The sequence below is a fragment of the Paenibacillus taichungensis genome (assembly GCF_050994985.1).
Classification (GTDB): domain Bacteria; phylum Bacillota; class Bacilli; order Paenibacillales; family Paenibacillaceae; genus Paenibacillus; species Paenibacillus taichungensis.
In genome coordinates this window covers 4,088,017-4,100,687 of the sequence record NZ_CP194720.1, presented here as the reverse complement: position 1 = coordinate 4,100,687, position 12,671 = coordinate 4,088,017, and the positions used below count along the sequence as shown (strand labels likewise).

The window sequence follows — 12,671 nt, the reverse complement described above, 5'->3', positions numbered from 1 at the left end:
GTGTTTTGCGCTGTATATTACATCAGTTCAATGTGTCCTACTGTATGTTCAACGATTAGTCAACTAAATGCTTGTGAGGAATGCAAACTGCATCCGAACAAAATGCCACAGGCTAATTTTTGAAATTTTCAGGTTGTAGGATTTTTATGTTTTAGGCTTTTGATCCTAAAGCAGAATGGACATTTTTTCATTCACGAAAAGGTTTGAAGTAAAAACTACATTGCGATGGTATCGGGTTGGAGCAACTTTTGGATTTGCGAAGCAAACCAAGGGAAGCGAGAAGTCGAAACAGGAGCAATTTTAGGAGGACAAGCAACGATGAGTAATCTAAAAGTATACCAATATGCCAAATGTGGCACGTGCCGTAAAGCCGTAAAATGGCTGGAAGCTCAGGGGCATGAGCTGGAATTAATCCCTATTTTCGACACACCTCCATCCGAAACAGAATTAACGGAATTGATTCAGAAGAGCGGACTTGAAGTGAAGAAGTTCTTCAATACGAGTGGGGAAGTATACAAGGAGCAGCAATTGAAGGACAAGCTGCCGGGGTTGTCCACAGAAGAGCAGATTCGTTTGCTGGCTTCCAATGGTCGTCTGATTAAACGTCCAATCGTTACGGATGGTCACAAAGTGACCGTAGGTTTCAAGGAAGATACGTATGAGCAGGAATGGAACAACGCGTGAGCAGGAATGGAACAACGCGTAATTTGTTGATTAATGATTTCATTGATTGTTAAATGAACCAAGGTAAAAAAGGCTCTGAATGTTCAAATTTCAGGGCTTTTTTGGCTGGTCGATCCTTGGCGGAACTATGCTATAATGATAGAATTAGATCGATATTTTATTTGGCTATAGAAACTTAGCTAAGGATTTACACGAGAACGGAGAGGACAGAAATAACCTGAGGAAGCGGAGCGTTCGCCTTTATCACCGGATTTTCCCTTCTGAAGAAGGGGATCAAAAAAATTTGGGGATAACAGCGATCAGAAGGTTGTTCTGTCATCGGAGTGGCAAGTGTAAATATTCTTTAGTTCGATTTTCTATGGAATCAGGACAGGAGAGAACAAATTCAAGTGAATCAACGTAATGAACCTACTTTGTTGCTGGTAGATGGTATGGCGGTGTTGTTCCGTGCATTCTATGCAACATCTGCAAGCGGATATATCAGACGTACAAAGGCAGGCGTGCCAACCAACGCAGTATACGGATTTATCCGTTATTTCTGGGATGCGGTTCAGACCTTTGGGCCAAGTCATGTCGTATGCTGTTGGGATATGGGGGGCAAGACGTTTCGCGGTGAAGAGTATGCAGCGTACAAGGGGAACCGTCCGGAAGCTCCGGATGATCTGATTCCTCAGTTTGCTCTGATTCGCGAAGTGATGGATAGTTTGAACATTCCGAATATTGGCGCACAAGGATATGAAGCTGATGATTGCATCGGTACACTTGCCAAATACTACACCGAGCAGACGGATATGAACGTGATGGTACTTACGGGTGACCATGATATGCTGCAACTGATTGATGATCGCACAAGCATTATTATTATGAAAAAAGGTCATGGCAATTACATGGTGTATACGCCTGAATCTCTAATGACGGAGAAACAACTGACACCTCGTCAAGTGATTGACATGAAAGGTCTGATGGGCGATGCCAGTGACAATTATCCTGGGGTACGGGGCATTGGGGAGAAGACGGCTTTGAAACTTGTGCAGGAGTTTGGCTCCATTGAAGGTATTTTGGACAATATGGATAAGCTTACCCCTTCGGTACGTAACAAGATTGAGAATGATCTCGACATGCTTCATCTGTCCCGCAAACTGGCAGAGATTCACTGTGCTGTTCCGGTAGCATGTGCACTGGATGTATGTGAATTGCGTCTTGATCCGGATATGGTGATGGACAAGTTCGAACAACTTGAGATGAAGAGCCTGGGCTCTTGGATGGGAGTGGCAATAGGGTGAGTAGCATGCAGACAAAACGGACGGGCAAAAAGTGGTGGACAGGGGCTATAGCCCTCGTCCTTGCTTTGCCTGTAGTCCTTTCAGGAGCAGTGAGTGTTCCACAGACAGCAGATGCCAAAGCGGCAATTAGCACCAAGGTACAGAAAGTAAAAGCAGCAGGACGCAGTTTTACCGTGCAGACGGTTAGTATTCCCAAGGGTACACCAGTTACCGTAGGATTAGCGAAGAAGCAGGTTGGTCAGACTGCAACATTACCTTCGATTGTTAAGGCATATGGCGCGCAAGCGGCCATTAACGGAGCGTTTTTTGAAGCGTATAACGGAGCTCCAGATCCATACGGCATGTTAATAGCAAACGGCAAAGTTATACATATTGGAAGATACGGAACAACGATTGGATTTAAGGAAGATGGCTCAGCCATCATGGATTCGCTTCAAGTGAGCCTGACAGGTAAAGTAACAGATAAAGAAGGGAAATCGCGCAGTTGGTATGCGACCTTTATTAACCGAACACCTTCCGCGAATGCGAGTATTACGATGTTATACACACCAGAGCGGGGATCTACAGTCGGGTTCAAAGGGGGCACGGCGGTTGTGATGGAGAAAGGGATTGTCACCAAGAAAGTACCGAATACCGATGTAGCCATTCCGAAGAATGGCTCGGTGCTGGTCTTCACGGGGAATCAGAAATCTTCGTCCGACCGCTTTACCGTTGGATCAACTGTAGAGATGAATTATAAGTACACCAATGCAGCGGGCAAGGAGATCCCTTGGCAAGATGTAGTCACCGCTGTGGGCGCAGGTCCACGTCTGGTGAAAGACGGCAAAGTTGCCGTAAATCCAGCAAGTGAGGGCTTCAAGGATACCAAAATTCTCAATGCCTCCGGCGCAAGAAGCGGTATTGCCATAATGGCCGACGGTTCGGTTATGTTGGCTACCGTGTCAGGAGCGACAATTAAGGAATGGGCTGCTGTCATGCAGAAGCTTGGAGCCAAACAGGCAATGAACCTGGATGGTGGTGCATCTTCTGGCATGTATGCTGGCGGCAAAATGCTTACTTCCCCGGGCCGCTTGTTAAGTAATACACTTGTTTTTGGGGGCTCTGTTCGTTAAAAGAAAGCTAATATGGGAGGTAGGATCAGATGACACTCACACATAACCGGAAGCCAGATGAAAGCAAAACAGCGGTATTAGCTGTAAACGTAGGGCAAGTTCAGGCCTTGCCTGGCCAGAAGCGCGAAGTGATGAGCGGCATTGTGAAACATCCCATACCCAGCCCGGTCTTTCTGTCATTCACCGGAATGACAGGGGATGCCCAGGCTGATCTGGAGCATCATGGTGGGCCTGACAAGGCGGTTTGTGTATACGATTACAGTCGCTATGCGGCGCTTGAACAACTGATGGATCGCAAGCTGGACTGGGGAGCTTGTGGAGAAAATCTGACAGTTGAAGGCTGTATGGAGGAAGAAGTCCGCATTGGTGATGTGTATGAATTGGGGAAAGCCACGGTACAGGTCAGCCAGCCGAGACAGCCTTGCTTCAAGCTTGGTGCACGGTATGATTACAAAGAGCTGCCTGTTTATTTCCAGGATAGCGGGCATACCGGATTTTATTTTCGGGTGTTGCAAGAGGGCGAGGTAACTCCTTCTGCAACTTTCAGACGAATAAGCACGGATCCTGCATCAATGACCATTCTGGAAGCTAATCGAATTATGCATCAGGGGAAGCAGGATGTCGCTGCTATGCGTGCTTTGCTGGACATTCCAACGTTAGCCGACAGCTGGAAGCAAACCTTATTGAAGCGACTGGCTAAGCTCGAAACTGCTGAACAGGATTAATTCATGCCCTTGTTTAGAGAACAGATTCGAAGATCCATTTTAATTTTAAACTACTTGGGAGTGTGACTAACATGACGATTTTAGGCGCAATTGAAGCTGGAGGAACCAAATTTGTATGTGGTATCGGTACGGAAGAAGGAGAAGTTCTTGAACGCGTAAGTTTTCCAACGACGACACCGGAAGAGACGATGGCTCAAGTAATCGCTTTTTTTGAAGGTAAAGGTATTGAAGCATTAGGTGTAGGTTCATTTGGTCCGATTGATCCGATTGAAGGAAGCCCGACTTATGGTTACATCACAACAACACCAAAACCACATTGGGGTCAGTACAACCTGATTGGTAAGCTCAAAGAGCACTTTGATGTACCGATGACGTTCGACACCGATGTAAACGGTGCTGCGCTTGGGGAAGCAACCTGGGGGGCTGCACAAGGCCTAGATAGCTGTCTGTATATTACTGTCGGAACGGGTATTGGTGCAGGCGCAGTTGTAGGTGGCAAAATGGTCCATGGATTGTCACATCCAGAGATGGGACACATCATTGTACGCAGACATCCTGAGGATACGTATGAAGGGTTCTGTCCGTATCATGGAGACTGTCTGGAAGGGCTTGCCGCAGGTCCTGCCATCAATAAACGTTGGGAGCAACCGGCTTACGAACTGCCAGCCGATCACAAGGCTTGGGAGATTGAAGCACATTACCTGGCGCATGCTCTGATGAATTATGTATTGATCCTCACACCTCAGAAAATTGTAATGGGTGGCGGTGTGATGAAGCAGGAGCATCTGTTCCCAATGGTTCGCAGCAAACTGCAGGAATTACTCGCTGGATACGTTCAGCATCCTGCACTTCAGTCCGAAATTGACCAGTATGTCGTTTCACCTGGACTTGGCGATAACGCAGGACTGTGTGGTTCACTTGCTTTGGCGAAACTAGCTTTGAACAAGTAAATAGCTTTACAAACAAGTAGTTGACGAATTTTTCCATTGTGGTAATATATGAGCAACAGCATAGCACGGTTAATGAGGAAGCACCTCTCTTGCATGGATTTTGCAGGAGAGGTGTTTTTTTGTGCTGCCTAATTTAGCACAATACAGACTGTGTCGAGCTGAACTATTGAAGGAGGGACAAGATATGGAAGTCATTTTCATGAACAGATTATCCAGAATGTCAGGTCAGAATGAAGAGCATGCGCAGTTGTGGATTGGTGAAGAAGAAGGGGCGTGGCATCTGGGGTGGAGCCGATATGAGGAAGGAGATCGTACGGATGCCATCTGGTATGATGGCAGTTCGTGGGACGAGCTGTTGCATGTGTATCGCCATCAGTTAGCCATACAGATGGGCGAAGGATATCGTCCGTTGCTGCAAGGTTTGTTTCACGAAAATGATGATTTGAAGTCGCGCAGTTATGGCGGTCAACGTCTTCATTGTTACAGTGAATTATATGGCAATGAGGGGCTGTATATGGACCTGTGCATATGGCGCAGGAAGAGAGCAGCGTCTGACCGGAAGGCCCCCTATTTTATTGCAACGAACCGGTTGCTGCGCATGATCAGTGCATTTGTTCCACAAACCATCGATGAATTGATGCAACTGCCTGGCGTAGGGGAGAGCAAGGCTTCCGAGTACGGAGAGCAATGGCTGGAGCTTACGAATGGACTGGAACGTTCCACATCTTTCCCGCTAGATTGGGTGTACTCGGTTCTGAAAGAACAAGAATATGAGAGCTGGCTGTACAAACAGAGAGAGCAGAAGTACAAGCAGGAGCTAGACAGATTCACCACACGGAAGCAGGTACTTGAGGGTATGAAAGAAGGATATACATTGGAGGAGATTGTGAATCGTTCCGGATTGTCCCGTCGGGAGCTAATTGAACTGTTGGAGACACTGGATTTGGAGGGGTATGACACCGATTGTCTACTTGATGCGGAGCTTGCTGTCATGTCTGAAGAGGAGCAAGAGGCGGTATGGAGTGCCTACGAGGAGCTGGGAGATACGTTCCTGAAGCCCGTGTTACATAAGGTGTATGGAGAAGAGAAGCCTGGCGGGAGCAATCTGGAGCAGGTCTACGAAAGACTGCGCATGATTCGCATCCGGTTTCGTCGTCACATAGAGACGGAGCAGAATGCAGGCTAGATTGGAAATAGGACGTTAGTTGTCATACATTAAGCGGATAATAAAAAAAAGACGAGACGTCTCCAGAAGTGGAGCGCTTCGTCTTTTGCTATTTCAAACCCAATCTTTTTTGCGGAAAATAAAGAACATACTCAGGCCCAGTGTAACCATCAGGCCAATAACCACAAAATAACCATACTTCCAGTCCAACTCGGGCATGTTCGTAAAGTTCATCCCATAGATGCCAGTGATAACCGTCAGCGGCATGAACACCGTCGTAATGGCGGTGAACACACGCATGATTTCATTCGCCCGGTTGGCGATACTGGATTGATAAGCTTCTCGTAAGTTCCCCATCAAGTCGCGATAAGTCTCAAAGGTTTCGGATATTTTCACAGCATTCTCATAAATGTCACTAAAATACTTTTGCAGTTGATCATCAATAAGACGCAGATCTTTTTTATTGAGTGTGTTAATGACCTCTTTCTGAGGTCCAAGCACTTTCTTCAGCCACAAAATCTCACTGCGCAGCCCGATAATCTCATTCAGATGTGACTTCTTGGTATGCATCAGAATGTCCTCTTCAAGCTTCTCAATGCGCGCTTCAATTCGGTCACCGACAGTAAAATAATTATCAACAATCAAGTCAACCAGCAGATACAGCAGCTTATCTGGCGTACTAATTTCCTGTTCCCAAAGGATCGGTTTCAATGTCCGCAATTCGCTGACTTTCTGTTTGGTAACACTGATAATAAAGTGTCTGCCAAGGAACAAGTTGACGGCACGTAAAAAAATCTCTTCATCATCAAAACGAATGCTATTAATAACAATAAAATAATGGCTCTCATAAATTTCAATCTTCGGACGTTGTTCTTCGTCACTCAAACAGTCTTCCACAGCCAGATCATGCATCATGAACAACGGTTGAAGTACCGCCAAATCGTCTACGTCCGCATCAATCCAGTAAAACCCCTCCGCTGGTGGAGTCAGCGCCTGCTGAATGTCGTCCACCGGAATAAATACACCGTTATTTACCAACCGGATTTTCATTATTCATCTACTCCTTCTGCACCCGCCAAATGGGCGGATTTCATCAATATGGGCGCAAAAAGAACAGATCAGCCGGTCGGCAGCGGAGCCTGGAAGTCAGGACTGCGTTCGCTCTATAATCAAACGGAAGTAACGTCCCGCTGCCGGCATGCTGATATCAATTCTCTATGCAGTTTGTCGGAATTCGGCTGCCAGTCAGGCCTCGGGTCGCCATCCATTGAATATGTCACCTCTCACATAAGGGTTTATAACACTTGTCTAGTATACCGCTGGTACAGGGTCCTTTCAAGCGCAAAAATGTGTCGATTTCGCGCCCTGGAGCAGTGTATGACAACGGATGATGAACGGTTCCGATCCTGAGGAACAGACATTGAACTACACCTTGACGTGAGGGGATTAATGTCTTAAAGTAAAAGGTGAACCACACTAGTTTTTACAATTGAATAAAGCGAAATCTTATCAAGAGTAGGTGGAGGGACTGGCCCGATGAAACCCGGCAACCGGCGGTATACCGCACGGTGCTAATTCTTGCAGCGACCAAGTGTCCAAGTGACACTGTTGTAACTGAGAGATGAGAGAGGCGCATATCTATTTACATATGACCTTTCTCGGAATCCGAGGAAGGTCTTTGTTATATGCACCGACTTCTCAGCAGTGATTTTCGCTAAGGAACTTGAGCTTGCCGCCAGCAATGTGGTTGCAATTCAGCGCCTGCAGGCAAGCTCATGGCAGCCTAAAACTGTACGGATGCGAATCGTATCGAGTCCGCAGTGGCTGCATCTATTTATGCACAAGGAGGAGTTAGAACTACCATGCCAATCAAAATTCCAGACACACTGCCTGCCAAAGAAGTACTTGCAGGAGAGAACATCTTTGTCATGGACGAGACATCTGCTTACCAGCAGGACATTCGTCCACTACGTATCGCTATATTAAACCTGATGCCCACAAAGGAAACGACAGAAACTCAATTGCTTCGTCTGGTGGGTAACACACCAATTCAGGTAGATATCGTTCTGGTTCATCCGAAGTCTCATACGTCCAAGAACACTTCCCAGGAATATTTGGACTTGTTCTACAAAACCTTTGATGAGATCGAACACCGCCGTTTTGACGGTATGATCATTACAGGTGCTCCTGTAGAGCAAATGGACTTTGAAGACGTGAACTATTGGAAAGAAATTCAGGAGATCTTCGAATGGACCAAAACCAATGTGACTTCGACCATGCATATATGTTGGGCTTCCCAAGCGGGGTTATACCATCATTTCGGAGTTCCCAAAGTTCCGCTGGATGAAAAATGTTTTGGCGTATTCTCACATACGATCAACAGATCCAATGTGCAGCTGCTGCGCGGATTTGATGAAGTATTCAACGTCCCGCATTCCCGCCATACGGAAGTGCGACGTGAAGATATTGAAAAAAATGAAAACCTTGAAATATTGGCTGAATCAGAGGAAGCGGGTATTTTCCTCGTTGCTACCAAAGACGGCAAACAGATTTTTGCAACCGGACATGCCGAGTATGACCCGCTTTCATTGAAATGGGAATATGACCGTGATGCAGCTAAAGGTATGGACATTGCGCTGCCGAGACATTATTTCCCGAATGACGATCCTTCCCGTGTTCCCCCGGCCACTTGGCGAGCACATGCAAACTTATTATTCTCTAATTGGCTCAATTACTATGTGTATCAAGAGACACCTTACGATATTGGTCCGCAAATTTAATCGACATTACAGGAGGATGCTGCAATGGAAGACAACAAGTTGAAAATCGAAAGTCGATTGGCCCAAATTGGGTCTATCAATGAACCGGTAACGGGCGCCATTAATTTTCCGATCTATCAATCCACTGCGTTTCGCCACCCAAAGCTTGGACAAAGCACGGGATTTGATTATATTCGTACGACCAATCCAACCCGTAAAGTGTTGGAAGAAGCAGCGGCAGCGTTGGAATCCGGTGATGCAGGTTTTGCCTGTAGCTCCGGCATGGCTGCTTTGCAAACGATTTTCGCTTTATTCGGACAAGGGGATCATCTGATTGTATCGCTGGATCTGTACGGCGGAACGTATCGTTTGCTTGAACGCATCCTGTCTCGATTTGGTGTGACGGCAAGTTACGTTGATACTAATGACTTGGCAGCTCTAGAAAATATTCGTCAACCAAATACAAAAGCGGTATTTATTGAAACACCAACCAATCCACTAATGATGATTACGGATGTAGAAGCGGTATGCTCCTGGGCCAAGAGCCACAACTTGCTCACCATTGTGGATAATACACTACTGACTCCGTTCTTCCAGCGTCCAATTGAACTTGGTGCTGATATCATCATTCATAGTGCCACGAAGTATCTGGGTGGTCATAATGATGTACTTGCCGGATTAATTATTACCAAAGGTGAGGAATTGTCGGCCGAAATGGCATTCCTGCACAATTCCATTGGAGCCGTATTGTCTCCAAGTGACTCCTATCAGCTGATGAAAGGCATGAAGACACTCGCTCTTCGCATGGAGCGGCATGAGTATAATGCTCTGACGATTGCCAAGTACCTTTTGGAGCACCCAGCCGTTAATGAAGTGTATCATCCTGGTTTGTCGGATCATCCCGGATTTGAAATACAGAATAAACAATCCAGTGGAAATACAGGCATTTTCTCCTTTAAGGTAAAGGATGCTCGTTATGTTGAACCATTGCTTCGTCACATTAAACTGATTGCTTTTGCGGAAAGCCTCGGGGGTGTAGAGTCATTGATGACTTATCCTGCGGTGCAGACCCATGCGGATATTCCGATTGAAATTCGTGACGCTGTAGGTGTAGATGACCGTCTGTTGCGCTTCTCAGTAGGGATCGAGCATGCCGAAGATCTGATTGCCGATCTGGGCAATGCACTTACAGCTGCACAACAGGAGATAGAAGGGGGAACCGCATCATGAGTGAGCAAAACAATAATGCCAACAATCATGAACGGAATGTTCATTCCGACCTGAAGTTCGATACCAAGCTGCTGCATTTCGGTGACGAAATCGATAAAACCACTGGGGCTTCCAGTGTGCCAATTTACCAGGCCTCCACATTCCATCATTTTGATATTTTTAATCCACCCCAACATGATTATAGTCGTTCCGGTAACCCGACTCGTCAGGCATTGGAGGATTACATTACATTATTGGAAGGTGGGGCACGTGGATTTGCCTATTCCTCAGGAATGGCTGCCATCTCCAGTGTGTTCATGATGTTCTCGGCAGGCGATCACATGATTGTGACGGAAGACGTATATGGAGGAACGTATCGACTGCTTACTTCCATTCTGAGCCGGATGCAGATTGAGACTACCTTTGTGGATATGACCAATATTGAGGAAGTAAAGGCAGCGCTCAAACCGAACACGAAGGCAGTCTATATGGAGACACCATCCAACCCGACACTTCGGATCACGGATATTGCTGCGGTCACCTCCTGGGCAAAGGAACATGAACTAATCTCCATTCTCGATAACACCTTCATGACGCCTTATTACCAACGGCCGATCGAGCTTGGTGTGGATATTGTCGTACATAGTGCGACCAAGTTCCTTGGCGGGCACAGTGATGTGCTGGCAGGTTTAGCCGTTGCTCGTACGGATTCATTGGGTACACAGCTAAAACAATTGCAGAATGGACTTGGAACCGTGCTTGGTGCCCAGGAATCCTGGCTGCTGATGCGTGGCATGAAAACTTTGGGTGCGCGCATGGCACACAGTGAACAAAGCACAGCGAAGCTGGCTGCTTGGCTTAGTGGACGCAGTGATATTACGGCTGTATTTTATCCGGGGCTGCTGGATCATCCCGGCCGTGAAGCTCATGAACGTCAGTCAAGCGGATACGGCGCTGTCGTGTCGTTTGACGTTGGGTCGGGAGATCGTGCCAAGGCTGTACTCAACCGTGTGAAATTGCCAATTGTTGCCGTGAGTCTGGGTGCGGTTGAAAGTATCTTGTCTTATCCTGCGATGATGTCTCATGCGGCTATGCCGGCTGAGGTTCGCCGTGATCGAGGTATAACTGACGGATTACTGCGCTTCTCGGTAGGTCTGGAAGACATCGATGACCTGATTGCAGATCTGGATCAGGCACTTCAGGATTCGTAAGTCGGCTGTATTGAAACACGGGTGTTAGAGCCCGCTGAAAAAGAAATGAAATAGATGGCATATGTAAACATTTTTATTAATTTTTAAAGCACCTGCTCATAAGGTGCTTTTTTTCACATGTAACCTGTGTTACGATATGTGGAGTACGGAAATGCGATGTTGCCACCAAAACTTTCATCTATATGAGCAAGTTGGGACGGATCGTGATTATATTTTCTCTTCATGAGGGAGGCTTTTTTACGATGAGTACGGTAGACCGTATCTTAGATAAAGCCCTTTGGGGCGAACGTTTGGACTTGGAAGACACGATTCAGCTGTTTGAATCCAATGAAGTAGACAAAATTGGGGCAGCCGCCAATGTGATTGTAAAACGCATGCACCCCGAACCATACAGAACTTTTGTTATTGGGCGTAACGTCAACTACACGAACGTGTGTGATGTGTACTGCCGTTTTTGTGCTTTCTACCGCAGACCTGGCTCTGACGAAGGATATGTACTTCCCGATGAAGTCATCTTCCAGAAGATCCAAGAAACCGAAGACGTGAATGGTACCGAGATTCTGATGCAAGGCGGAACGAATCCGAATCTGCCTTTTAGTTATTACACCGACCTGCTCAAAGCGATCAAGGAGCGTTTCCCTAATATTACGATGCACTCCTTCTCGCCAGCCGAAATTATGAAAATGGTTGAAGTGTCGGACGGTCTTACTTTGGAAGAGGTTGTACGCGCAATTCACGAAGCGGGACTGGATTCCCTGCCTGGTGGTGGTGCCGAAATCCTGGATGACCGTACACGCCGCAAAATCAGCCGTTTGAAAGGTTCATGGCGCGATTGGATGGACGTTATGCAGACAGCTCACCGTATCGGTATGAACACAACGGCAACGATGGTTATCGGTCTTGGTGAAACGATGGAAGAGCGCGCACTGCATCTGCTTCGTGTACGTGAAGCTCAGGATGAGTGCATTGCGAACAAGTATGATTCCGAAGGATTCCTGGCGTTCATTCCTTGGACATTCCAACCGGATAATACGAATCTGAAGTTGGAGCGTCAGACGCCAGAAGAGTACCTGAAGACGGTAGCGATCAGCCGACTGGTATTGGACAACATCAAAAACATTCAATCCTCATGGGTAACGATGGGACCTGAAGTCGGCAAAAAATCACTTGAATTTGGCTGCAACGACTTTGGTAGCACCATGATTGAAGAGAACGTGGTATCTGCTGCAGGCGCAACGTACAAAGTCAACATTGGTTCCATTACGCAACTGATTCGGGAGTCCGGTTATATTCCAGCACAGCGTAACACGAGATATGATATCCTGCGGACGTTTGATGAGAATAATGCCATTCAACAAGATTTTGTAATGCAGAACTAATATTTATTTTATAGTACATCACGCTGATGAAATGAATGGATAAGATCATTCAGTCAGTGTGGATATGAAGTCCGTTGATTACCCTTTATAAGGGGAATCGGCGGACTTTTTAATTTCACTTCACACCAAGTGATTATTCTCAGATCATCAAACAGTACATATTACGCATTTGGCGATATTTTAGTTTGAAATTC

The 12,671-nt window shown here is 46.5% G+C and carries 11 protein-coding genes and 1 riboswitch; of the genes, 10 read left to right on the top strand and 1 reads right to left on the bottom strand.

Translation table 11 applies throughout. From position 1 onward, the window contains the following. Positions 1-318 precede the first annotated feature (318 nt). The 6 genes from ACR1R9_RS18220 to ACR1R9_RS18195 all read left to right on the top strand — a co-directional run bounded on the left by ACR1R9_RS18220 (position 319) and on the right by ACR1R9_RS18195 (position 5,940). Positions 319-684, top strand: a complete 366-nt coding sequence (locus tag ACR1R9_RS18220; protein ID WP_163759460.1) for an arsenate reductase family protein — start codon at positions 319-321, stop codon at positions 682-684. Positions 685-1,073: 389 nt separating this feature from the next. Then, entirely contained in the window at positions 1,074-1,967 is an 894-nt protein-coding gene (locus ACR1R9_RS18215) for a 5'-3' exonuclease (protein WP_072734037.1), read from the top strand. Between the two features lie 5 nt (positions 1,968-1,972). Continuing rightward, on the top strand, positions 1,973-3,079 hold the full coding sequence (locus tag ACR1R9_RS18210) for a phosphodiester glycosidase family protein (protein WP_433923066.1): 1,107 nt from the start codon (positions 1,973-1,975) through the stop codon (positions 3,077-3,079). Positions 3,080-3,108: 29 nt separating this feature from the next. After that, entirely contained in the window at positions 3,109-3,804 is a 696-nt protein-coding gene (locus ACR1R9_RS18205; RefSeq protein ID WP_433923067.1) for an MOSC domain-containing protein, read from the top strand. A gap of 71 nt (positions 3,805-3,875) precedes the next feature. Further along, a complete protein-coding gene (locus ACR1R9_RS18200; RefSeq protein WP_063564224.1) occupies positions 3,876-4,754 on the top strand; it encodes an ROK family protein in 879 nt (292 codons plus the stop codon). A gap of 184 nt (positions 4,755-4,938) precedes the next feature. After that, the gene (locus tag ACR1R9_RS18195; protein WP_326065330.1) at positions 4,939-5,940 is read left to right on the top strand and encodes an HRDC domain-containing protein; all 1,002 of its coding nucleotides are present in this window, start codon (positions 4,939-4,941) and stop codon (positions 5,938-5,940) included. 93 nt (positions 5,941-6,033) lie between these two features. On the opposite strand, the gene corA is transcribed toward ACR1R9_RS18195, so the two are convergent. Further along, complete coding sequence (gene corA / locus ACR1R9_RS18190; RefSeq protein ID WP_053780458.1) at positions 6,034-6,969, bottom strand: magnesium/cobalt transporter CorA; 936 nt, start codon at positions 6,967-6,969, stop codon at positions 6,034-6,036. Positions 6,970-7,422: 453 nt separating this feature from the next. Then, positions 7,423-7,547, top strand: a riboswitch (SAM riboswitch). A 234-nt stretch (positions 7,548-7,781) separates the two neighbouring features. Between corA and metA the strand changes: the two genes are divergently transcribed. From metA to mqnC, 4 genes are all read left to right on the top strand, one after another. After that, a complete protein-coding gene (gene metA, locus ACR1R9_RS18185; RefSeq protein WP_063564335.1) occupies positions 7,782-8,699 on the top strand; it encodes a homoserine O-acetyltransferase MetA in 918 nt (305 codons plus the stop codon). A gap of 24 nt (positions 8,700-8,723) precedes the next feature. After that, on the top strand, positions 8,724-9,908 hold the full coding sequence (locus ACR1R9_RS18180) for an aminotransferase class I/II-fold pyridoxal phosphate-dependent enzyme (RefSeq protein ID WP_076289906.1): 1,185 nt from the start codon (positions 8,724-8,726) through the stop codon (positions 9,906-9,908). Beyond that, complete coding sequence (locus ACR1R9_RS18175) at positions 9,905-11,098, top strand: trans-sulfuration enzyme family protein (protein WP_076289905.1); 1,194 nt, start codon at positions 9,905-9,907, stop codon at positions 11,096-11,098. The genes ACR1R9_RS18180 and ACR1R9_RS18175 overlap by 4 nt, the downstream gene beginning before the upstream one ends. 242 nt (positions 11,099-11,340) lie before the next feature. Continuing rightward, positions 11,341-12,477 (top strand): cyclic dehypoxanthinyl futalosine synthase, encoded by a 1,137-nt coding sequence (mqnC, locus tag ACR1R9_RS18170; protein ID WP_433923068.1) that lies wholly within the window; start codon positions 11,341-11,343, stop codon positions 12,475-12,477. Positions 12,478-12,671: the final 194 nt, after the last annotated feature.

Coding starts and splice junctions, on each gene's coding strand:
- ACR1R9_RS18220 (WP_163759460.1), top strand. CDS start 319: ATGAGTAATCTAAAAGTATACCAATATGCCAAATGTGGCACGTGCCGT.
- ACR1R9_RS18210 (WP_433923066.1), top strand. CDS start 1,973: ATGCAGACAAAACGGACGGGCAAAAAGTGGTGGACAGGGGCTATAGCC.
- ACR1R9_RS18205 (WP_433923067.1), top strand. CDS start 3,109: ATGACACTCACACATAACCGGAAGCCAGATGAAAGCAAAACAGCGGTA.
- ACR1R9_RS18200 (WP_063564224.1), top strand. CDS start 3,876: ATGACGATTTTAGGCGCAATTGAAGCTGGAGGAACCAAATTTGTATGT.
- ACR1R9_RS18195 (WP_326065330.1), top strand. CDS start 4,939: ATGGAAGTCATTTTCATGAACAGATTATCCAGAATGTCAGGTCAGAAT.
- corA (WP_053780458.1), bottom strand. CDS start 6,969: ATGAAAATCCGGTTGGTAAATAACGGTGTATTTATTCCGGTGGACGAC.
- metA (WP_063564335.1), top strand. CDS start 7,782: ATGCCAATCAAAATTCCAGACACACTGCCTGCCAAAGAAGTACTTGCA.
- ACR1R9_RS18180 (WP_076289906.1), top strand. CDS start 8,724: ATGGAAGACAACAAGTTGAAAATCGAAAGTCGATTGGCCCAAATTGGG.
- ACR1R9_RS18175 (WP_076289905.1), top strand. CDS start 9,905: ATGAGTGAGCAAAACAATAATGCCAACAATCATGAACGGAATGTTCAT.
- mqnC (WP_433923068.1), top strand. CDS start 11,341: ATGAGTACGGTAGACCGTATCTTAGATAAAGCCCTTTGGGGCGAACGT.